This window comes from Streptomyces bullii, from assembly GCF_042657145.1.
Taxonomy (GTDB): domain Bacteria; phylum Actinomycetota; class Actinomycetes; order Streptomycetales; family Streptomycetaceae; genus Streptomyces; species Streptomyces bullii.
Map to the genome: position 1 here is coordinate 82,711 of NZ_JBHSNY010000015.1, position 19,694 is coordinate 102,404.

Annotated in this window: 19 protein-coding genes and 1 tRNA gene; 12 read left to right on the forward strand and 8 right to left on the reverse strand. The window is 71.7% G+C overall.

Annotation, left to right across the window (positions count from 1 at the left end; translation table 11 throughout):
• Positions 1-33: 33 nt before the first annotated feature.
• Positions 34-1,011, reverse strand: a complete 978-nt coding sequence (gene iolC / locus ACFPZJ_RS34975; RefSeq protein WP_381030280.1) for a 5-dehydro-2-deoxygluconokinase — start codon at positions 1,009-1,011, stop codon at positions 34-36.
• Between the two features lie 315 nt (positions 1,012-1,326).
• Here iolC and ACFPZJ_RS34980 point away from each other — a divergent pair, with 315 nt between their 5' ends.
• The 6 genes from ACFPZJ_RS34980 to ACFPZJ_RS35005 all read left to right on the forward strand — a co-directional run bounded on the left by ACFPZJ_RS34980 (position 1,327) and on the right by ACFPZJ_RS35005 (position 6,789).
• Positions 1,327-2,346 (forward strand): sugar ABC transporter substrate-binding protein, encoded by a 1,020-nt coding sequence (locus tag ACFPZJ_RS34980; protein ID WP_381030283.1) that lies wholly within the window; start codon positions 1,327-1,329, stop codon positions 2,344-2,346.
• Entirely contained in the window at positions 2,346-3,422 is a 1,077-nt protein-coding gene (locus ACFPZJ_RS34985; RefSeq protein WP_381030286.1) for an ABC transporter permease, read from the forward strand. The genes ACFPZJ_RS34980 and ACFPZJ_RS34985 overlap by 1 nt, the downstream gene beginning before the upstream one ends.
• 5 nt (positions 3,423-3,427) lie before the next feature.
• Positions 3,428-4,339 (forward strand): ATP-binding cassette domain-containing protein, encoded by a 912-nt coding sequence (locus ACFPZJ_RS34990; RefSeq protein ID WP_381030289.1) that lies wholly within the window; start codon positions 3,428-3,430, stop codon positions 4,337-4,339.
• Position 4,340: 1 nt separating this feature from the next.
• A complete protein-coding gene (locus ACFPZJ_RS34995; RefSeq protein WP_381030291.1) occupies positions 4,341-5,243 on the forward strand; it encodes a sugar phosphate isomerase/epimerase family protein in 903 nt (300 codons plus the stop codon).
• Between the two features lie 18 nt (positions 5,244-5,261).
• Positions 5,262-6,290 (forward strand): Gfo/Idh/MocA family protein, encoded by a 1,029-nt coding sequence (locus ACFPZJ_RS35000; RefSeq protein WP_381030293.1) that lies wholly within the window; start codon positions 5,262-5,264, stop codon positions 6,288-6,290.
• Positions 6,291-6,378: 88 nt separating this feature from the next.
• Positions 6,379-6,789 (forward strand): VOC family protein, encoded by a 411-nt coding sequence (locus tag ACFPZJ_RS35005; RefSeq protein ID WP_381030295.1) that lies wholly within the window; start codon positions 6,379-6,381, stop codon positions 6,787-6,789.
• Positions 6,790-6,803: 14 nt separating this feature from the next.
• Here the strand turns inward: ACFPZJ_RS35005 and ACFPZJ_RS35010 are convergent, their stop codons facing one another.
• From ACFPZJ_RS35010 to ACFPZJ_RS35025, 4 genes are read right to left on the reverse strand one after another with little or no spacing between them, the layout of a single operon-like run.
• Positions 6,804-7,826, reverse strand: coding sequence for a Gfo/Idh/MocA family protein (locus ACFPZJ_RS35010; RefSeq protein ID WP_381030297.1), 1,023 nt, complete (start codon positions 7,824-7,826; stop codon positions 6,804-6,806).
• A complete protein-coding gene (locus ACFPZJ_RS35015) occupies positions 7,823-8,827 on the reverse strand; it encodes a Gfo/Idh/MocA family protein (protein WP_381030299.1) in 1,005 nt (334 codons plus the stop codon). Before ACFPZJ_RS35015 ends, ACFPZJ_RS35010 begins: the two co-directional genes overlap by 4 nt.
• 49 nt (positions 8,828-8,876) lie before the next feature.
• A complete protein-coding gene (locus ACFPZJ_RS35020; protein ID WP_381030302.1) occupies positions 8,877-9,653 on the reverse strand; it encodes an SDR family oxidoreductase in 777 nt (258 codons plus the stop codon).
• A gap of 11 nt (positions 9,654-9,664) precedes the next feature.
• The gene (locus tag ACFPZJ_RS35025; protein ID WP_381030305.1) at positions 9,665-10,834 is read right to left on the reverse strand and encodes a phytanoyl-CoA dioxygenase family protein; all 1,170 of its coding nucleotides are present in this window, start codon (positions 10,832-10,834) and stop codon (positions 9,665-9,667) included.
• A gap of 110 nt (positions 10,835-10,944) precedes the next feature.
• On the opposite strand from ACFPZJ_RS35025, the gene ACFPZJ_RS35030 reads away from it, so the two are divergent.
• Together ACFPZJ_RS35030 and ACFPZJ_RS35035 are read left to right on the forward strand one after the other, a co-directional pair.
• Positions 10,945-11,979, forward strand: a complete 1,035-nt coding sequence (locus ACFPZJ_RS35030; RefSeq protein WP_381030307.1) for a LacI family DNA-binding transcriptional regulator — start codon at positions 10,945-10,947, stop codon at positions 11,977-11,979.
• Positions 11,980-12,079: 100 nt separating this feature from the next.
• Complete coding sequence (locus ACFPZJ_RS35035) at positions 12,080-12,697, forward strand: TMEM175 family protein (RefSeq protein ID WP_381030309.1); 618 nt, start codon at positions 12,080-12,082, stop codon at positions 12,695-12,697.
• A gap of 4 nt (positions 12,698-12,701) precedes the next feature.
• Here ACFPZJ_RS35035 and ACFPZJ_RS35040 read toward each other — a convergent pair whose 3' ends face one another.
• On the reverse strand, positions 12,702-13,865 hold the full coding sequence (locus tag ACFPZJ_RS35040) for a Gfo/Idh/MocA family protein (RefSeq protein ID WP_381030311.1): 1,164 nt from the start codon (positions 13,863-13,865) through the stop codon (positions 12,702-12,704).
• 109 nt (positions 13,866-13,974) lie between these two features.
• Here ACFPZJ_RS35040 and ACFPZJ_RS35045 point away from each other — a divergent pair, with 109 nt between their 5' ends.
• The 4 genes from ACFPZJ_RS35045 to ACFPZJ_RS35060 all read left to right on the forward strand — a co-directional run bounded on the left by ACFPZJ_RS35045 (position 13,975) and on the right by ACFPZJ_RS35060 (position 17,585).
• Entirely contained in the window at positions 13,975-14,973 is a 999-nt protein-coding gene (locus tag ACFPZJ_RS35045) for a LacI family DNA-binding transcriptional regulator (protein WP_381030313.1), read from the forward strand.
• A gap of 384 nt (positions 14,974-15,357) precedes the next feature.
• A complete protein-coding gene (locus ACFPZJ_RS35050) occupies positions 15,358-16,248 on the forward strand; it encodes an intradiol ring-cleavage dioxygenase (protein ID WP_381030316.1) in 891 nt (296 codons plus the stop codon).
• A complete protein-coding gene (locus tag ACFPZJ_RS35055; protein WP_381030318.1) occupies positions 16,245-17,321 on the forward strand; it encodes a maleylacetate reductase in 1,077 nt (358 codons plus the stop codon). Before ACFPZJ_RS35050 ends, ACFPZJ_RS35055 begins: the two co-directional genes overlap by 4 nt.
• A gap of 190 nt (positions 17,322-17,511) precedes the next feature.
• A tRNA-Pro gene (locus ACFPZJ_RS35060) sits at positions 17,512-17,585 on the forward strand.
• Between the two features lie 81 nt (positions 17,586-17,666).
• Here the strand turns inward: ACFPZJ_RS35060 and ACFPZJ_RS35065 are convergent.
• Together ACFPZJ_RS35065 and ACFPZJ_RS35070 are read right to left on the reverse strand one after the other, a co-directional pair.
• Positions 17,667-18,707: a glycoside hydrolase family 5 protein gene (locus tag ACFPZJ_RS35065; RefSeq protein WP_381030320.1), complete on the reverse strand. Its 1,041-nt coding sequence runs from the start codon at positions 18,705-18,707 to the stop codon at positions 17,667-17,669.
• A gap of 353 nt (positions 18,708-19,060) precedes the next feature.
• Positions 19,061-19,432 (reverse strand): hypothetical protein, encoded by a 372-nt coding sequence (locus tag ACFPZJ_RS35070; protein WP_381030322.1) that lies wholly within the window; start codon positions 19,430-19,432, stop codon positions 19,061-19,063.
• Positions 19,433-19,694: the final 262 nt, after the last annotated feature.

The window sequence follows — 19,694 nt, forward strand, 5'->3', positions numbered from 1 at the left end:
GCTTCGTCGGCCCGGGGGCGGGGACGGCTCACGTCAGCCCGCGACACTCGGCGACGAGGCCCGTGCGAGGAGGTCTTCGACCTCGGACTCGGTCGGCATCGCGGAGGAACAGGCGAGGCGGGAGGCGACGAGCGCGCCGGCGGCGTTGGCGTACCGCATGGTCGTGTCGAGATCCCAGCCGGAGAGCAGACCGTGGCAGAGCGAGCCACCGAAGGCGTCGCCCGCGCCGAGGCCGTTGACCACCTCGACCGGCACGGGCGGCACCTCTGCCCGGGTGCCGTCGCGGTGCACGGCCAGCACGCCCTTCGGGCCCTGCTTGACCACGGCGAGCTCCACGCCCGCCGCCAGCAGCGCCTCGGCGCACGCCTCGGGTTCGCGGACGCCGGTGGCGACCTCGCACTCGTCGAGGTTGCCGACCGCGACGGTGGCGTGGCGCAGCGCCTCGCGGTAGTAGGGGCGGGCCTCCTGCGGGTCCCGCCAGAACATCGGGCGCCAGTCGAGGTCGAAGACCGTGGTGCCCGCCTTGTCGCGCGCCTTGAGGGCAGCGAGCGTGGCGGAGCGGCTCGGCTCCTCGCTCAGACCGGTGCCGGTGATCCAGAAGATACGGGCCCCGCGGATGGCGAAGTAGTCCAGCTCGTCGGTGCGGATCTCCAGGTCCGGGGCCTTGGGCCGGCGGTAGAAGTAGAGCGGGAAGTCGTCCGGCGGGAAGATCTCGCAGAACGTGATGGGGGTGGGGTGGGCGTCGACCGGGGTGACCCAGCGGTCGTCGACCCCGAAGTCCTTCAGCGCCTCGTGCAGATAGGCACCGAAGGGGTCGTTGCCGGTGCGGGTGATCACCGCGGTGGAACGGCCGAGACGGGCGGCCGCGACCGCCACGTTGGCGGCCGAACCGCCGAGGAACTTCCCGAAGGTCTCCACCCGCGTCAGGGGCACGCCCGTCTGCAGGGGGTAAAGATCGACCCCGATGCGGCCCATCGTGATCAGGTCGAAGTACTGTGCTGAGTCGGCCATGCGCGACGCTCCTCGAGCTGCTGGGGATGCGGGTCCCTGGGTGCCCTGCAACCGTGGGGACGTGGAAGCCAGGGACCTGCCGCCTCCCAGGTGTAGGTCTCGGAGGGCGGCGCTGTCAATAGTTTGTACTTACATTCGGACCTGCTTGTGAAATGATGTCTTAACAAAGTATTGACAGCGGACGCGTCAAGGGCTTGGATCCCGTCCCAACACGACAGCCGTTTTCGGCGCATGACCTGGACTCCCGAGGCTCCGGCCCCCCGGATCCTCCCGATCCCCCTTTCCTCCCGTCGCACAGTGAGGTGCCAGGTAAAGATGGACCGCTCTACTTCCCGTCGTTCCCACAGAATCGTGCCCGTCGTCGCCGTCGCGGCGGCAGCCGCCCTGACCCTCGCCGGCTGCTCCAGCGGCTCCGGGGGCAAGAAGTCGGAGGAAGGCGGGGCGAACGCCTCCGCGGGCAAGGCCAACACCCCCCGGATGACGGTCGCTCTCGTCACCCACCAGGCACCGGGCGACACCTTCTGGGACACCGTCCGCAAGGGTGCCGAGGCCGCGGCCGCCAAGGACAACATCAAGCTGATCTACTCGGCCGACCCGAACGCGGGCAACCAGGCCAACCTGGTCCAGAACGCGATCGACCAGAAGGTCGACGGCATCGCGGTCACCCTCGCCAAGCCGGACGCCCTCAAGAGCGTCATCGGCAAGGCCGAGCAGGCCGGGATACCCGTCGTCGGCCTCAACTCCGGCCTGAGCGACTGGAAGAGCCTCAACCTGCTGGAGTTCTTCGGGCAGGACGAGACCGTGGCGGGAGAGGCGTTCGGCAAGAAGCTGAACGAGGTCGGCGCCAAGCACGCCCTCTGCGTCGTCCAGGAGCAGGGCAACGTCGGCCTGACCCAGCGGTGCGACGGCGTGGAGAAGACCTTCGACGGCAAGCTCGACGTGCAGAACGTCAACGGCACCGACATGCCGTCCGTGAAGTCCACCATCACCGCCAAGCTGAAGCAGGACCCGTCCATCGACTACGTCGTCACGCTCGGCGCCCCCTTCGCGCTGACCGCGGTGCAGTCGGTCGGCGACGCCGGCAGCAAGGCGAAGGTCGCCACCTTCGACCTCAACAAGGACCTCATCAAGGCCATCCAGAACGACTCGATCCAGTTCGCCGTCGACCAGCAGCCCTACCTCCAGGGCTACCTGGCCGTCGACGGACTGTGGCTCTACAAGAACAACGGCAACTACAGCGGCGGCGGTGAGCAGCCCGTGCTCACCGGCCCGGCCTTCGTCGACAAGTCCAACGTCGAGCAGATCGCCAAGTTCGCCGCGAACGGAACTCGGTGATGAGCATGACCCAACAGGCTGCGCCGGCGGTGAGCACACCGCCGGCCTCCGGCCCGAAGCAGACAGACGGCCGGACCCAGCAGCGCCCCCTCGCGCTGCGCCTGCTTGCCCGGCCCGAGGTCGGCGTCTTCCTCGGCGCCGTCGCGGTCCTGGTGTTCTTCCTGTTCGCCGCGCCGCCGGTACGTGACGGCAGCTCGATGGCGAACATCCTGTACCAGTCGTCGACGATCGGGATCATGGCCCTGCCCGTGGCCCTGCTGATGATCGGCGGCGAGTTCGACCTGTCGGCCGGTGTCGCCGTGATCACCTCGGCGCTGACCGCGTCGATGCTCAGCTACCAGCTGACCCTGAACGTCTGGGCGGGCGTGATCGTCGCCCTGGTCGTGTCGCTGGCGATCGGCGCGTTCAACGGCTGGATGCTGGTCAAGACCGGCCTGCCGAGCTTCCTGGTCACACTCGGCACCTTCCTGATCCTGCAGGGCGTCAACCTCGCGGTGACCAAGCTGGTCACCGGCAACGTCGCCACCGACGACATCAGCGACATGGACGGCTTCAGCCAGGCCAAGGCGCTCTTCGCCTCGACCTTCGACGTCGGCGGCGTCCAGGTGAAGATCACCGTGGTGTGGTGGCTGGTCTTCGCGGCCATCGCCACCTGGGTGCTGCTGCGCACCAAGTACGGCAACTGGATCTTCGCCGTCGGCGGCAACAAGGGCAGCGCCCGCGCGGTCGGTGTCCCGGTGACCTTCACCAAGATATCGCTGTTCATGCTGGTCGGGTTCGGCGCCTGGTTCGTCGGCATGCACAACCTGTTCTCCTTCAACACGGTGCAGTCCGGCGAGGGCGTGGGCCAGGAGCTGATCTACATCGCCGCGGCGGTCATCGGCGGCTGTCTGCTGACCGGCGGCTACGGCTCGGCGATCGGCCCGGTCTTCGGCGCCTTCATGTTCGGCATGGTCCAGCAGGGCATCGTCTACGCCGGCTGGAACCCCGACTGGTTCAAGGCCTTCCTCGGCGTGATGCTCCTCGGCGCCGTCCTCATCAATCTGTGGGTCCAGCGCACGGCGACCCGGAGGTGACCGCAATGACAAGCAAGGAAACCGGCACCCACGGGGCCGTCCTGGCGGACAAGCCCTCCGCGGGGGACCGTCCCCTGGTCGAACTGCGCAACGCGGGCAAGTCCTACGGCAACATCCGGGCGCTGCACGGTGTCGACCTGGCCGTCCACCCCGGCAAGGTGACCTGCGTCCTCGGCGACAACGGCGCCGGCAAGTCGACCCTCATCAAGATCATCTCGGGTCTGCACCAGCACACCGAGGGCGAGTTCCTCGTCGACGGCGAACCCGTGCGCTTCTCCACCCCGCGCGAGGCCCTCGACAAGGGCATCGCCACCGTCTACCAGGACCTCGCGGTCGTCCCGCTGATGCCGGTGTGGCGCAACTTCTTCCTCGGCTCCGAGATGACCAAGGGCCCCTGGCCGATCCGCCGTCTCGACATCGAGCAGATGAAGGAGACAGCCGATCACGAACTGCGGGAGATGGGCATCGTCCTGGACGACCTGGAGCAGCCCATCGGCACGCTCTCCGGCGGCCAGCGCCAGTGCGTCGCGATCGCCCGCGCCGTCTACTTCGGCGCCCGCGTCCTCATCCTGGACGAGCCGACCGCCGCCCTCGGCGTCAAGCAGTCCGGTGTGGTGCTGAAGTACATCGCCGCCGCCCGCGACCGCGGCCTCGGCGTCATCTTCATCACCCACAACCCCCACCACGCCTACATGGTCGGCGACCACTTCAGCGTCCTGCGCCTGGGCACCATGGAGCTGTCCGCCTCCCGCGACCAGGTCAGCCTCGAAGAGCTCACCAACCACATGGCCGGCGGCGCCGAACTGGCCGCCCTCAAGCACGAGTTGGCGCAGGTCCGCGGCGTCGACGTCGAGGAGCTCCCCGAAGAGGAAGACCTCACCGCCCCCGTAGTGGCAACTCCGGAAGGAAAGTCCTGACATGGCCCCCGCGCTCGACCGCATCCGGGTCGGCTCCGCCCCCGACTCCTGGGGCGTCTGGTTCGCCGACGACCCGTTGCAGGTGCCCTGGGAACGCTTCCTCGACGAGGTCGCCGAGGCCGGCTACTCCTGGATCGAACTCGGCCCGTACGGCTACCTGCCGACCGACCCGGCCCGGCTCACCGACGAGGTGACCAAGCGGAACCTCAAGGTCTCCGCGGGCACGATCTTCTGCGGCCTGCACCGCGGTCCTTCCGAGTGGGAGTCCACCTGGGAACAGGTCAGCAGGGTCGCCGCCCTCACCCAGGCCATGGACGCCAAGCACCTGGTCGTCATCCCCTCCTTCTGGCGCGACGACAAGACCGCCGAGATCCTGGAGCCGCCGGAGCTCACCACCGAGCAGTGGGGGCACCTGAGCAAGGGCATGGAGCGCCTCGGTCACGAGGTGAAGGAGAAGTACGGGCTCGACATCGTCGTCCACCCGCACGCCGACACCCACATCGACACCGAGGAGCACGTCGAGCGGTTCCTCGACTCCACCGACTCCGACCTGGTCAACCTCTGCCTGGACACCGGCCACTACGCCTACTGCGGCGGCGACAGCGTCAAGCTGATCGAGACGTACGGCGAGCGCATCGGCTACCTGCACCTCAAGCAGGTCGACCCGGAGATCCTCGCCGACGTCCAGGCCAACGGGGTGCCGTTCGGGCCCGCCGTGCAGCGCGGCGTGATGTGCGAACCCCCGGCCGGAGTCCCCGAGTTGGGCCCGGTGCTGGAGGCTGCGCAGAACCTCGGCGTGGAGCTCTTCGCCATCGTCGAGCAGGACATGTACCCCTGCGAGCCGGACAAGCCGCTGCCCATCGCGGTGCGCACCCGCAAGTTCCTTCGTTCCTGCGGCGCCTGACGACCCGGAAGGACGACCATGGCCGAGCGCGCCATACCCGCGACCCTGCGAGTCGCAGTCATCGGCACGGGACGTATGGGCGCCGACCATGTGCGCCGCATCCAATCGGTCATCAGCGGCGCACGGGTGAGTGCCGTCGTGGACGTCGACGCGGAGCGGGCCAAAGCCGTCGCGGCCCGCGTCGACGGCTGTACGGCCTACACCGACCCGGTCGTCGCCCTGGCGGCGGCCGACGTCGACGCCGTGCTCGTCGCGTCGCCGGGCCCGGCCCACGAGGCCGCGCTGCTCGCCGCCTTCGCGCACGACCTGCCCGTGCTGTGCGAGAAGCCGCTCACCCCCGACGCGGCCTCGGCGCTGCGCGTCCTCGAAGCCGAACAGGCACTCGGCCACCGCCGGGTCCAGGTCGGCTTCATGCGCCGCTACGACGCCGAGTACGTCAAACTGAAGGCGCTGCTGGAGACCGGACAGCTCGGCCGCCCGCTGATGCTGCACAACCGGCACCGCAACGTGGCCAGCCCGCCCTTCTTCACCAGCTCCATGCTCATCAGCGACTCCGTCGCGCACGAGGTGGACGCCACCCGCTGGCTCCTCGGCCACGAGATCACGGCCGTCACCGTGCTGCGCCCCACCCCCTCCGTCAACGCGCCCGACGCCCTGCTGGACCCGCAGTTCGTCGTCCTGGAGACCGACGGCGGAGCACTGTCCGACGTGGAGATCTTCGTCAACTGCGGCTTCGGCTACCAGGTGCAGGCCGAGGTGGTCTGCGAACGCGGCACCGCCCGCGTCGGCGACGGCCACGGCCTGGTCACCCACATGGCCGGCCGGTGGGGCGGCACCATCGCCCAGGACTTCACCGAGCGCTTCGCCGACGCCTACGACCGTGAGATCCAGGCCTGGGTCGACGCCACCCGCCGCGGCGAGGTGACCGGCCCGAGCACCTGGGACGGCTACGCCGCGGCGGCCGTGTGCGAGGCAGGGGTGCGGGCTCTGGAAGAGGGCGGCCGGGCGGAGGTCGCACTGGTCGAGCGGCCCGCGCTGTACGGGTGAACCCACCCGACGCGCTCGGCGGGCCGTTGTCAGTGCCGCAGGCTAGCGTGCGAAGCACTGACCGTTCCGCCCTTTCCGGGAGGCTCCCATGAGCGCGCGTCTCAACCCGTACCTCAGCTTCGCCGGTGACGCCCGGCAGGCGATGGAGTTCTACAAGGACGTCTTCGGCGGCACCCTGCGGTTCAACACCTACGGTGAGTTCGGCCAGCCGGACAGCCCCATGGCCGACAAAATCATGCACGGCATGCTGGAAACGCCCAGCGGCTTCACCCTGATGGGCGCCGACACCCCGACGGACGACCACCGGCCGGGCAACAACTTCTCGGTGAGCCTCAGCGGCGACGACGACGCCGAGCTGCGCGGCTACTGGGAGAAGCTGTCCGCCGGCGGCTCGGTGTCCGTGCCCCTGGAGAAGCAGATGTGGGGCGATGTGTTCGGCATGTGCACGGACCGGTTCGGCGTCCCCTGGATGGTCAACATCAGCGAGGAGGCCGGCTGACCCGCCGGCCGGCGTCAGCCGGGCAGCCTCGTACGCGGCCGCGGCTCGAACCCGGCCGCGCGGTAGCACGCGTCGATCAGCTCCATCGTCGTCACCGCGTCCTGCGCGTCCAGCGGCAGAGCGGCCCCGTCGCGCACCCCGGTGGCGAACGCCTCCAGCTGGTACGTGTACGACGAGCGTGTGCCGAGCCGTTCGGTGCGCTCGCCCTCCGGGGTGCGCACCACGACCCGGTCGTCCCTGTGCGGCAGCACGAAGTTCGGCGCGGTCGCCTCGCCCCGGGAGCCCACCAGCCGGATGCTCATCTCCAGGCCGCCGTAGGCCATGTGACAACGCGCGGAGCCGGTGGCGCCGCCGGGGAACTCCAGATCGGCGTCCAGCCACTCGTCGACCCCGGGCGCGCCCGCCCGCTCCCCGCCCCGGGCCCGCGCGAGCCGGGGTGCGCCGCCGGCCCAGGGCGCGAGCATGCGCAGCGCGTGCAGGCTGTAGCAGCCGAGGTCCATCAGGGCGCCGCCGGCCAGCGGCAGCGACCAGCGCGGATCGGAGTCCTCCGGCGCGGGGATCGCGACGAGCGCCTCGACGTGCCGCAGGTCGCCCAGCTCCCCCGACTCCAGCAACTCGTGCAGACGCCGGGTGACCGGGTGGAAGAGGTAGTGGAAGGCCTCCATGAAGACGGTGCCGGCCTTCTGAGCGGCCTGCAGGACCTCGGCCGCTTCCCCCGCGTCGCTCGCCGACGGCTTCTCGCTCAGCACGTGCTTGCCCGCCGCGAGGGCGGCGAGGTTCCACGGCCCGTGCAGGCCGTTGGCGAGCGGGTTGTAGACGACGTCGACCTCGGGGTCGGCCACCAGTTCGGCGTACGACCCCGTCACCCGTTCCACGCCGTGGGCCGCTGCGAACGCCTCGGCGCGGGCGCGGTCACGGGCGGCCACCGCGACGACGCGGTGGCCGGTCGCACGGGCCGGGCCGATCAGGGAGCGCTCGGTGATCCGCGCGGCTCCCAGGACGCCGATGCGCAGGGGTTCCCGGCCCGGTCCGCTCATGCCTGCCGTACCTCCTCGATGGTGACGGGGCGGTGCTCGCCGAGGGACAGCGTGCACGCCTCGGCGATCCAGCCGGCTTCCAGGGCGTCCTCGATGGTGCACGGGGAGGGCCGGGTGCCTGCCACGACCTCGGTGAACGCGGTCAGTTCGGCGCGGTAGGCCGCGGTGAAGCGGTCCATGAAGAAGTCGTGCGGGGTGCCCGCCGGGAAGGTCACGCCCGGCTCCACCGACCGCAGCGGCAGCTTGTCCTCCAGGCCGACGGCGATGGAGTCCTTGAAACCGTGCAGCTCCATGCGGACGTCGTAACCGCGGGCGTTGTGGCGGCTGTTGGAGACCACGGCGATGGTGCCGTCGTCGAGCGTGAGGATCGCCCCGGTGGTGTCGGCGTCGCCCGCCTCCCTGATGTAGTCGGCGCCCTTGTTGCCGCCGACGGCGTACACCTCGCTCACCTCGCGGCCGGTCACCCAGCGGATGATGTCGAAGTCGTGCACCGAACAGTCGCGGAAGATGCCGCCGGAGGCGGCGATGTACGCGGCGGGCGGCGGCGCCGGGTCCAGCGTCGTCGACCGCACGGTGTGCAGCTGCCCGAGCTCTCCACCGCGCACGGCGGCCCGGGCAGCGACGAACCCGGCGTCGAAGCGCCGGTTGTAGCCGATCTGGATCGGCACGTCCGTGCCCCGCACGGCCTTGAGCACCTCGACTCCCTCGCTCATGGTCCTGGCGACGGGCTTCTCGCAGAACACGGGGACGCCGGCCTCGACCCCGGCGAGGATCAGGGCGGGGTGGGCGTCGGTGGCCGCGGCGACGACGAGGCCGTCCACGCCGGCGGCCAGCAGGGCCTCGGGGGAGTCCGCGACCTCGGCACCGAACCGCTCGGCGGCGGCCTTAGCGGCGTCCGCGAACGGGTCGGAGACGACGAGGGACTCGACGGCGTCGAGCCCCGAGAGGGTCTCGGCGTGGAAGGCGCCGATGCGGCCGAGGCCGAGGATTCCGATACGCATGGGGGTGCTTGCTCCTTGGGTGCGGTTCTTACGAGCGGAGTGGGGGAGGTCAGTCGAGTCCGCCGAGCACGTTCTGGTCCCAGTCGATCACGGACCCGGTGACCACTCCGGACCGTTCCGACAACAGGAGGACGACGAAGTCGGCGATCTCGTCCGGCTGGCCGAGCTTGCCCATCGGCAGCTTGGCCGCTGCCTGATCGCGCCAGTCGTCCCCGGCTCCGTGGAAGGCGCGCTGGGTGGCGTCCTCGCCCTCGGTCGCGGTCCAGCCGATGTTCAGGCCGTTGATGCGGACCCGGTCCCAGCGGTGGGCGTGCGCGGCGTTGCGGGTCAGTCCGGCGAGCCCGGCCTTCGCGGCGACGTACGGCGCGAGGAACGGCTGCCCGCCGTGCGCCGACGACGTGATGATGTTGACGATCGTGCCGGGCGCCTTGCGCGCCACCATGTCGGCGACGGCCGCCTGCATCGCGAAGAACGGCGCCTTGAGGTTGATCGCGATGTGCTGGTCGAACAGCTCGGGCGTGGTGTCCAGCAGCGTGCCCCGGGAGGTGAGCCCCGCCGAGTTCACCAGGCAGTCGACCCGGCCGTACGCCCGCACCACCTCGGCGACGGAGCCCTTGGCCTGCTCGGCGTCCGCGAGGTCGGCCCGGACGAACATCGCCTTGCCGCCCGCGGCGGCCAGTTCGGCCACCAGGGCCTCGCCGGGCTCCGGGCGGCGCCCGGTGACGGCCACGACCGCCCCCTCGCGGACCGCGGCCCGCGCGATGGCGGCGCCCACGCCCTGGCTGCCGCCGTTGACGAGGACGACCTTGTCGTCGAGAAGTCCCATGAGACGGTTCCTCAGCTCTCTCGCCGTTCGGCACCGGCCCGCAGCTCCGCCCGGAGCACCGCCGGCGACCACTCCTCGCGCAACGCCCGCCGTACGACGTCCGCCTGGGAGGGCGGGGCCAGTCCGTCGACCGGCGGGTCGCTGTCGAGGTTCGTGGGGAAGGGGTAGCCCTCGGCGCTGGCCGCGATCACGTTCTCCAGCCAGGCCTCGCCGACACCCTCGGCCTTGCGCTGGAGCAGCACCGGGTAGACCGCGTTCGCGACCGCCTCCCGGTCCACCGTCTCCATGGCCCGTCCGAAGGCGGAGGACACCTGCAAAAGGTTGGCCATGCGGCGGATGCCGGTGGAGCGGTTGCCGCCGGCGGCGTGGAACAGGGCCGGGTTGAAGAAGACCACGTCGCCCTTGGCGAGCGGGAGCTGGACGTGGTGCGCCTCGAAGTACGCCCGGAACTCCGGCAGCCGCCACGCCAGGTAGCCGGGCTCGTACTTCTGCGAGTGCGGCAGGTACATCGTCGGGCCGGACTCCACGGGCATGTCGCAGTGCGCGACCGCGCCCTGGAGGGTCAGCACGGGGGACAGGCGGTGCACGTGCGCCGGGTAGGCGGCGGCGACCTGGCCGGACAGGAAGCCGAGGTGGTAGTCGCGGTGCACGGTCTGGGCGGCGCCGCCCGGGTTCACCACGTTGATCTGGGAGGTGACCTGGTAGCCGGGGCCGAGCCACGCCCCCGACACCAGGGCCAGCACCTCGTTGGCGTAGTAGTCGGCGAACACGTGCGCGTCGTACAGGGCCGTCTTCTCCAGCGCGTTCCACACCCGGTCGTTGGCGCCGGGCTTGGCAAAGTGGTCGCCGGCCGTCGCACCCGAGGCGCGCTGCTCGGCGATCAGGGCGTCGAAGACGGCGGTGGCCCGGTCCACGACCGACGGGTCGGGGAACGCGCCCCGGAAGACCACGATGCCGGGGCCGTCGGCGAGCGCGTGCACCAGCTCGTCCTGGAACTCGCGGTCGGCCTCGATCAGGTCGGCGTCGTAGATCGGCACGCCCTGCTCCACGGCGGAGGCGTGCGGGTGGGCGGTGGGGTCGGTCGCCTGCTCGACCAGCGCCCGGAAGGCGTCCAGGTCGCAGTCCTGCTCGGACAGCCAGGCGCGGCGGTGTACGGAGACGTGTGCGGAAGTGAAGGACATCGTCGTCCCCTTCGGGGGTCACGGAGCGACGCAGCCCTGTCATTCTTGTCAGCACAAACCCCTCGAACAACCAGCAGGAAGCCATCAAAAACCCCTCAAGGAGCCGATGCATGGGCCACCCCTTCCCGATCCGGGAGATCGCACGTCAGGCGGGTCTGAGCGAGGCCACCGTGGACCGCGTCCTCAACGGCAGGGGCGGTGTGCGCGAGAGCACCGCGCGCGAGGTGCACCGGGCGATCGCCGACCTGGACCGGCAGCGCACCCAGGTCCGGCTCGTGGGCCGTACCTTCATGGTCGACATCGTCATGCAGGCGCCGGAGCGCTTCTCCACGGCCGTGCGCGCGGCCCTGGAGACCGAGCTGCCGTCCCTGCACCCGGCCGTGCTGCGCTCCCGCTTCCACTTCCGGGAGACGGGGCCGGTGGGGGAGCTCGTCGGCACGCTGGACCGGATCGCCCGGCGCGGCTCGCAGGGCGTGATCCTCAAGGCCCCGGACGTCCCCGAGGTCACCGCCGCCGTCGGCCGGCTCCGGGCCACGGGCATCCCCGTCGTCGCCCTGGTGACCGACCTGCCCGCCAGCCCCCGCCTCGGCTACGTCGGCATCGACAACCGGGCGGCGGGCGCGACCGCCGCGTACCTGATGGGCCAGTGGCTCGGCGACCGCCCCGGTAACGTCCTCACCAGCCTCAGCAGCGGCTTCTTCCGCAACGAGGAGGAGCGCGAGATGGGCTTCCGCAGCGCCATGCGCACCCACCACCCGGACCGTACGCTCGTCGAGATCGCCGAGGGCCAGGGCCTGGACGCCACCCAGTACGACCTCGTCCGGGCCGCTCTGCAACGCGACCCGGACATCCGTGCCGTCTACTCGATCGGCGGCGGCAACATCGCCACGCTGCAGGCCTTTGAGGACCTGGGCCGCGAGTGCGCCGTGTTCATCGCGCACGACCTGGACCACGACAACACCCGGCTGCTGCGCGAGCACCGCCTGTCCGCCGTGCTCCACCACGACCTGCGCCAGGACATGCGGGAGGCCTGCCATCTGGTGATGCGCGCGCACGGCGCCCTGCCGCCCGCGGGGCCCACGCTGCCGTCGGCGATCCAGGTCGTGACGCCGTACAACATGCCGCCGCAGGCGACGGTTGGCTGACCGCCGCCCACACAGCGCGCCGACGGCCGTACGGTGACGTCGGGGGGCGGCCCTGGCGTGTTTCCCGCTCGGCGGGCCCCGTCTCCCTACCGTCGTGCGCATGTGGAAATCGACCCCGGACGGCCCGCCCGACCGAATGCTGGCGCTCTCCGACGGCGTGTTCGCCATCGCCATCACCCTGCTCGTCCTGGACCTGTCCGTGCCGCGCGGCCTGGACACCACGGAGTACCACCGGGCGCTGCGGGAGCTGCTCCCGGACCTCGGGGCCTACGCCCTCAGCGTGGTGGTGCTGGCCACTTTCTGGCGCGGCCACCGCCGGATCTTCCGCGACGTCCGGCAGGTCGACGGACAGGTGATCTCGCTGACCGTGCTCGGCCTGGGCATCGCGGCGCTGCTGCCCTTCCCCACCCGGCTCGTCTCCGACTACGGCGGCGAACCCGCCTCGGTCGCCATCTACGCGGCGGCCGTCGCCGCACTGGGCGCCAGCCACCTCGCCCTGGTCAGCGTCCTGGCCACCCGCCCCTGGCTGCGCGGCGACACCGCGCCCAAGGAGGGCTTCCTGCTGTACGGCCTCGACCTCGCCGCGACGGTGGCGGTGTTCGTCGTCAGCGTCCCGCTGGCGCTGCTCATCGGGCCCGCGGCCATGTGGGGGTGGTTCGTCCTGTTCCCCGCCAAGTACGCGCTGGGCCGACGGGCCGGCGCCGCAGCCGACCGCTGAGCACTCAGGACCGCGCGTCCACGGTGACCCAGGCACCGCTGCGCGCCGAGCGGGACATGGCGTCCAGGACGGCCGCGCTGTGCACGGCGTCCGCGAGCGTGGCCCCGTACGGGGTGCCCTCGGCGATCGAGCGCAGGAACCGGTACGCCTCGATGACCTTCAGGTCGTCGTAGCCCATGGCGTTCGCCGCGCCCGGCTGGAACGCGGCGAACTCGCCGTGGCCCGGGCCGACGTACACCGTGCTCACGGGCTGGTCCTGGTACGTCGTCCCGCGACTGACCGCCAGTTCGTTCATGCGGCGGAAGTCCCAGAAGACGGCGCCCTTGGTGCCGTGCACCTCGAAGCCGTAGTTGTTCTGCTCGCCCACCGAGACCCGGCAGGCCTCCAGGACGCCGCGCGCGCCGGAGGCGAACCGCAGCAGGCAGCTGACGTAGTCCTCGTTCTCGACCGGACCGAGCTCGCCGCCCGAGGCGCGGGAGTGGCCGGCCGTGGCGCCGGTCGGACGGGCCCGCTCGGGCAGGAAGATCGCCGTGTCGGCGGTCAGGGACGCGATGTCGCCGAGCAGGAACCGGGCCAGGTCCGCACCGTGCGAGGCCAGGTCGCCGAGCACCCCGCTGCCGCCGCGCTCCCGCTCGTACCGCCAGGTCAGGGCGCCCTCGGGATGGGCCGCGTAGTCGCTGAGGAGACGGACCCGGGCGTGCGTGACGGTGCCGATCTCCCCGGACGCGATCAGCTCACGGGCGGCCTCGACGGCGGGCGCGTTGCGGTAGTTGAAGCCGACCGCGCCCTGCACACCGGCCTTGGTGACCGCGTCGGCCACGGCTCGGGCGTCCTGGACCGTCAGCCCCACCGGCTTCTCGATCCAGATGTGCTTGCCGGCCTCGGCCATGGCGACACCGATCTCACGGTGCAGGAAGTTCGGGGCGGTGATGCTGACCGCCTTCACCCGCGGGTCGGCGGCCACCTCGCGCCAGTCGCGGGTCGTCGCGGCGAACCCGAACTGCGCGGCGGCCTCCTCCGCCCGGCCCGGCACCTCCTCGGCGACCGCGACCAGCTCGGGACGGAGCGGCAGCAGCGGATAGTGATGCGCCACGCGCGCGTACGCCTGGGTGTGCACCCGCCCCATCCAGCCGAATCCGACGACGGCGACGCCGAGCGTGTCCACCATGAGAGCCCCTCTTTGGACCGTTCCAGAACCTGTCCGGCCCACAGTGGGCGGCCACTGCCCTGCTGTCAAGCCTTTGACAAGTGGTACGGCCGCGTGGAACGGTCCATCCATGAGACCGCCGACGATCCGCGACGTGGCCGAACGAGCCGGCGTCTCCAAGTCCCTGGTCTCCCTGGTGCTGCGCGGCTCCGACCAGGTGCGCCCCGAGAAACGGGAGGCCGTGCTGCGGGCCGTCCGCGAGCTCGGCTACCGGCCCAATGCCGCCGCGCGCAGCCTCAGCGAACAGCGCAGCCGCACGGTCGGCGTCCTCCTCAACGACCTGCGCAACCCCTGGTTCGTCGACCTGCTCGACGGCCTCAACTCCCTGCTCCACGCGGCGGGCCTGCGCATGCTGCTCGCCGACGCGCGCCTGAACCGCCGCACCGGCCAGGATCCGGCCGACCCGTTCCTCGACCTGGGGGTCGACGGTCTGGTCGTGGTCGGCACGCTGCCCGACCCGGCCGCTCTCGGCGCCGTCGCCGAGCGGATACCGGTCGTGCTGGCGGGTGCCCGCGAACAGGTGCCGCCGGGCGTGGACCTGGTCGCGGGCGACGACGAGCAGGGCGCCCGGCTGGTCACCGAGCACCTCGTGGCCCTCGGCCACCGCCGCATCGCGCACATCGCGGGCTACGGCGCCGTCGGTGACCTGCGTCGCCGCAGCTTCGAGACGGCCATGCGCGCGCACGGACCGGCGGCGCAGGCGCGCGTCGAACCGAGCGACATGACCGAGGAGGGCGGCTACCGCGCCACCGTCCGGCTGCTCAGCCGCCCCGACCGCCCCACCGCCGTCTTCGCCGTCAACGACATCGCCTCCGTCGGCGCCCTGTCGGCGGCGGAGGAACTGGGCCTGCGGGTCCCGCGGGACGTGTCCGTGGTCGGGTACGACAACACGAGCATCTCCCGGCTGCGCCACGTGTGGCTCACCACCGTCGACAACGCGAGCCACGAGGTCGGCCGCCGGGCCGCCCGCTGCCTCCTCGACCGTTTCCAGCGGCCCGGGGGAGCGGGGCGGGCGCACCTGGCGGCGCCGACACTGGAGATCCGGGGGACTACGGCGCCCCCGCCCTGAGCACGGGCCCGCCCCTGGGTTTGCGGTACACCTGGCGGCACCCACCGCCCTGAGCCGGGCCCCTCGGTTTGCGGTATGTCCGGGGCAGCCACCGCCCTGAGCCGGGCCCGCCCCTCGGTGTGCGGCACGCCCACGGCACCCGGGCCCTGGGGCACCCGGGCCCGCCCCCCTCGGTTACGGCACGCCCGGGGCAACCGCCGCCCTGAGCCCGGGTCCGCACCCCTGGGCTTGCGGTACGTCCCGGGCTCCGTCGCCCTGAGCCCGGGGCGCGCTGACCCTTCCCGGCACGTCCCGGGCCCCCAACGGTCCGCCCGGCCCTCCCGCACCGCGGGTCCCCGAGGCACGCTGGACATAGGTGACCCGCGCATCGGGCAAGGAGCGGCCATGAGCACCGACGCCACGCATGCCACGCACGCCACCGCGCCCGACGGCACGGTCACCGAGGAGGTGGTTCGCAGTCTGCGCGGCACCGCCGATCCCCGGCTGCGCGAGCTGCTCACCGCTCTCGTCCGTCATCTGCACGCCTTCGCGCGCGAAACCCGGCTGACGCGCGAGGAGTGGGAGCGGGCGATCGGCTTCCTGACGGCGACCGGGCAGGCGTGCACGGACACCCGGCAGGAGTTCATCCTCCTGTCGGACGTGCTCGGCCTGTCGATGCTCGTCGAGACGATCAACGGTGACCACACCCCCGGCGCCACCGAGCCGACGGTCCTCGGCCCGTTCCACATGACCGACTCACCGGTACGGGAACCGGGCGCCACCATCGACCTGCTGGGCGACGGGGAACCCTGCGTGGTCAGCGGGCGGGTGCTGTCGCGCGACGGGACGCCGCTGCCGGGCGCGCGCCTCGACGTGTGGCAGGCGAACGCACAGGGCTTCTACGACGTCCAGCAGCCCGACGTGCAGCCACCGGGCAACGGCCGCGGCCTGTTCACTGCGGACGCCGAAGGCCGTTTCCGGTTCCGTACCTGCCTGCCGAGCCCGTACCCGATCCCCACCGACGGCCCGGTCGGCGCGCTGCTGCGGGCCACCGGCCGGCACCCCTACCGTCCGGCCCACATCCACTTCATCGTCTCGGCCGAGGGACACACCCCGGTCACCACGCACGTCTTCGTGGCGGGCGGCGAACACCTGGACTCCGACGCCGTGTTCGCCGTGCGGCAGAGCCTGGTGCAGGACTTCACGCCGGTCGACGACCCGGAACTGGCCCGGGAGTTCGGCGTCCGGAACCCGTTCCGCCACGCCCGCTTCGACCTCGTCCTGGAGCCCTCATGACGGACGTTCTCGACTTCTCCCACGAGGCGCTGCCCACCCGCGTCGTCTTCCGGCCCGGCGCCGCCGTCTCGGCGACGCCCGGCGAGGCCGAACGGCTCGGTCTGCGGCGGCTGCTGGTGGTGTGCGGCAGCAGCGGCACCGGCACCGCGCGGGCCGTCGCCGACGCGCTCGGCCCGGCCTGCGCCGGCCTGCACGACGGGGCCCGGCGGCACGTGCCCGTCCCTGCCGCCCACCACGCGGTCGAGGTGGCTCGGGCCGCCAACGCCGACGGATGCGTCGCGGTGGGCGGTGGCTCGTCCATCGGCCTGGGCAAGGCGATCGCGCTGCGCACCGGTCTGCCGCTGATCGCCGTGCCCTCCACCTACTCCGGCTCGGAGATGACGCCCGTCTGGGGCCTGACCGAGCACGGCGTCAAACGAACCGGCCGCGACCGGTCGGTCCTGCCCCGCTGCGTCGTCTACGACCCCGACCTCACCCTCACCCTGCCCGTACCGCTCTCCGTCACCAGCGGCATCAACGCGATCGCCCACGCCGTCGAGGCGCTGTACGCCCCCGACACCTCACCCCTGGTCCAGCTGATGGCCGAGGAGGGCGTACGGGCGATGGCCGAGGCGCTGCCCGGGGTGGCCGCCGATCCGGAAGCGCTGCCGGCGCGCAGCGGCGCCCTGTACGCGGCCTGGCTGTGCGGGTCCTGCCTGGGTGTCACCAGCATGGGGCTGCACCACAAGCTGTGCCATGTGCTCGGCGGCACCTTCGGTCTGCCGCACGCCGAGACCCACACCGTCGTCCTGCCGTACGCGCTCGCGTACAACGCGCCGGCCGCGCCGGAGGCGATGGCCCGCCTGGGCCGTGCGCTCGGCACGGACGACCCCCCACGGGCCCTGCGAACCCTGGCCGGGCACCTCGGCGCACCGCGCACGCTCGGGGAGATCGGCTTGAAGGAAGCCGATCTGGCGACCGTGGCCGCGCAGACGGCGGGCAACGCCTACGGCAACCCGCGCAAGGTCACGGTCGACGGCGTCCTCGCCCTGCTGCGGGCGGCGTACGAGGGTGCGGAGCCGGGCCGCTGGTGACGCCCGGTGGCTCGGGACGGCCGGTCACTCCGGTGCGAGAGGAACACAGCGGTGTCCGCCCTCCCTCGTCGTCCTCCCCTCCCGCCGAGTCGCGAGGAGCTTCGGGCGGCGATGGCCCCGCACGTCGGCGCCGCGGCCATGAGGTAGGGTTGACCTGCGCGTTCACACGGGGCGACCGTGTGCGGCGCACCGGGACGTGGCGCAGCTTGGTAGCGCACTTGACTGGGGGTCAAGGGGTCGCAGGTTCAAATCCTGTCGTCCCGACTCGTGGAGTCACAGATGGGAGGTCGTCTTCGCTCACCCGGAGACGACCTCCCACCCGTTTCGGCGCGGGAATTTGGGGTGTCAGCCGCCGTCCTGGCGCCACGCCCAGTGCAGACGGTCCAGTCCGCTCCGGTTGTTCACCTTCAGGCTGAGGTCGGTGCCCGTGCCCTGCAGCGTGGTCAGGGAGTAGGTGTCCCCGTTGCGCAGGCCCGGCCAGTAGACGGAGCCCAGGCCCAGTTCGCGGATGATGTCCGTGGCGGCCTGGATGTAGGCGATCTCGTTGGAGCCGTTGATCGGGCCGTTGTAGTCCAGCCCGGAGGTCATGGTGGCGCCGAACTCGTCGAGGACCGTGCGCGAGGCGCAGTTGCCGATGCGCTGCCTGAAGTCCTGCTTCCACTGGTCGGCGCTGGTCCAGTCGGTGTGCCAGAAGCCGTAGTTGTGCAGGGCCAGCCGGGTGCCGTCGAGCCTGCTGTCGGCGCACACGGGCTTGACGTCCTCGCTGTACTTGATCCCTCCGATGAGGATCCGGTCGCGGGGCACGTTGCCGTGGGTGGTCACCCACTTCGCGGCGATGTCGCGCCACTCCTGGGAGCTGTAGCCGAACGGCTCGTTCATCGGCTCGAAGTACACGTGGGAGTCGCGGGCGTAGGCGGAGGTGATCCGCGCCCACATCTGGTCCCAGGCCGCCCGGTCGTCGATCCTGCCGTCCTTGGCGTTGTCGGCCTCCCAGTAGCCCAGGATGACCTTGAACCCCTGGTCGGTGGCGGCGTCGATCGCCCCCTTGTACGACTTCCAGAAGGGGCCGTTCACGGAGGTGGGGTTGACCGGCAGCCGGACGGTGTTGGCGCCCAGCCCGGCGAACCCGGCGATGATCGCCTTCGACTTGGCGTAGGTGGTGGCGTAGCTGTCGGACGTGGACAGGCCCGAGGGCACCACGGCGTCGTCGGCGAAGTTGTCGCGCGGGTCGGCCCAGTTGACCCCGCGGAAGTCGCTGACGGGGGACACGGCCGGGTCGGCGGCCGGGGCGGCGGAGGCGGGCGCGGTGAGCGCTCCGCCGAATGCCGTGGCACAGGCCAGCAACACGCCCAGGTGTGCTGTCCCGCGATGCTTCTTCGGTGACACGATGTCCCTTTCTGATCGGTGCGTGCGCACGCGGCGGTGTGAGCGCCCCGGGGCGCGGCTCCCGGCCGACGGCGGCACGGTGGGGCACCGCCCGGAGCAGCGCGCCGCATCCGCGCAGCTCCGGGCGGTGAGTCTGCGGGTCGATCCGGCGACTTCACGGGGGAAGGCGCGGAGGGACTGGCGGCTCAGTGCGACCTGAGGCTAGAAGACGGCCCAAACAGAGGTCAACACATCTGCACACAATCGCTCAGTGAGGAGATCGTGGAACCTCCGTGAGGGACGTGCGCAGGAGTGGCGGGGGCCACGGCACTGCCCCACGCCCGGGCGTCCGCCACTCGTGCCAGTCGAGTCGGTCACTCCTGCCAGTCGAGTTGGTGCTCCGGGGTGCCCACCGAGCGCCCGTACGCGATCGCGTCCGCGCGGCCCGCCGCGTCGCCGCGCCGGTAGCGGAACACCTTGCCCGCGAAGACCACCACATGGTCCTCCCCGGCGGTGAAGTCGGCGTACCAGCCGTTTCCCGGCTCCAGCGCGTCGGCAAGGGCCGCCGCGAGGCCCGTGACGTCGTCGCTGTCGGTCTCCCACTCCACGAACGTCCACGCCGTCGGCTGCCCAGCGGTCGCACTCCCCGAGAGGTCGAGCCGGGTCACCCGGCGCAGCCGCAGCCCGCCCGGCGCGAACACCGCGCCCGTCCGCAGACTCTCCCCGATGACGTATCCACTGATCACGTGCTGTCTCCTTCAGAACGAGGACGACGGGTGCACGCTGACGCTACGACCGGACCGCTCATCCTGTGTCAGTCGTACGGCGAGGACCGATCCGCGAAGTGTCCCCATGAGGACGTGAGTGCCCGACCCGAGCCCCGCGCTCAGGGAGGAACTCATGCCCCGAGCCCGGGCGACGCCACCGGCCACGCGGCCCGGCCGCGCCCGGACGGCGTGGCCGGGGACGTCGCCTCCCCCAAGGCGACGTCCCCGACCCTCCCCCGGT

What these genes read in the sequence shown, in the direction of transcription:
- ACFPZJ_RS35055 (WP_381030318.1), top strand. Translation starts at nt 16,245, where the DNA reads ATGACGGACGTTCTCGACTTCTCCCACGAGGCGCTGCCCACCCGCGTC.
- ACFPZJ_RS35025 (WP_381030305.1), bottom strand. Translation starts at nt 10,834, where the DNA reads ATGTCCTTCACTTCCGCACACGTCTCCGTACACCGCCGCGCCTGGCTG.
- ACFPZJ_RS35050 (WP_381030316.1), top strand. Translation starts at nt 15,358, where the DNA reads ATGAGCACCGACGCCACGCATGCCACGCACGCCACCGCGCCCGACGGC.
- ACFPZJ_RS34985 (WP_381030286.1), top strand. Translation starts at nt 2,346, where the DNA reads ATGAGCATGACCCAACAGGCTGCGCCGGCGGTGAGCACACCGCCGGCC.
- ACFPZJ_RS35040 (WP_381030311.1), bottom strand. Translation starts at nt 13,865, where the DNA reads ATGGTGGACACGCTCGGCGTCGCCGTCGTCGGATTCGGCTGGATGGGG.
- ACFPZJ_RS35015 (WP_381030299.1), bottom strand. Translation starts at nt 8,827, where the DNA reads ATGCGTATCGGAATCCTCGGCCTCGGCCGCATCGGCGCCTTCCACGCC.
- ACFPZJ_RS35020 (WP_381030302.1), bottom strand. Translation starts at nt 9,653, where the DNA reads ATGGGACTTCTCGACGACAAGGTCGTCCTCGTCAACGGCGGCAGCCAG.
- ACFPZJ_RS35005 (WP_381030295.1), top strand. Translation starts at nt 6,379, where the DNA reads ATGAGCGCGCGTCTCAACCCGTACCTCAGCTTCGCCGGTGACGCCCGG.
- iolC (WP_381030280.1), bottom strand. Translation starts at nt 1,011, where the DNA reads ATGGCCGACTCAGCACAGTACTTCGACCTGATCACGATGGGCCGCATC.
- ACFPZJ_RS34980 (WP_381030283.1), top strand. Translation starts at nt 1,327, where the DNA reads ATGGACCGCTCTACTTCCCGTCGTTCCCACAGAATCGTGCCCGTCGTC.
- ACFPZJ_RS35045 (WP_381030313.1), top strand. Translation starts at nt 13,975, where the DNA reads ATGAGACCGCCGACGATCCGCGACGTGGCCGAACGAGCCGGCGTCTCC.
- ACFPZJ_RS34990 (WP_381030289.1), top strand. Translation starts at nt 3,428, where the DNA reads ATGACAAGCAAGGAAACCGGCACCCACGGGGCCGTCCTGGCGGACAAG.
- ACFPZJ_RS35010 (WP_381030297.1), bottom strand. Translation starts at nt 7,826, where the DNA reads ATGAGCGGACCGGGCCGGGAACCCCTGCGCATCGGCGTCCTGGGAGCC.
- ACFPZJ_RS35030 (WP_381030307.1), top strand. Translation starts at nt 10,945, where the DNA reads ATGGGCCACCCCTTCCCGATCCGGGAGATCGCACGTCAGGCGGGTCTG.
- ACFPZJ_RS34995 (WP_381030291.1), top strand. Translation starts at nt 4,341, where the DNA reads ATGGCCCCCGCGCTCGACCGCATCCGGGTCGGCTCCGCCCCCGACTCC.
- ACFPZJ_RS35000 (WP_381030293.1), top strand. Translation starts at nt 5,262, where the DNA reads ATGGCCGAGCGCGCCATACCCGCGACCCTGCGAGTCGCAGTCATCGGC.
- ACFPZJ_RS35035 (WP_381030309.1), top strand. Translation starts at nt 12,080, where the DNA reads ATGTGGAAATCGACCCCGGACGGCCCGCCCGACCGAATGCTGGCGCTC.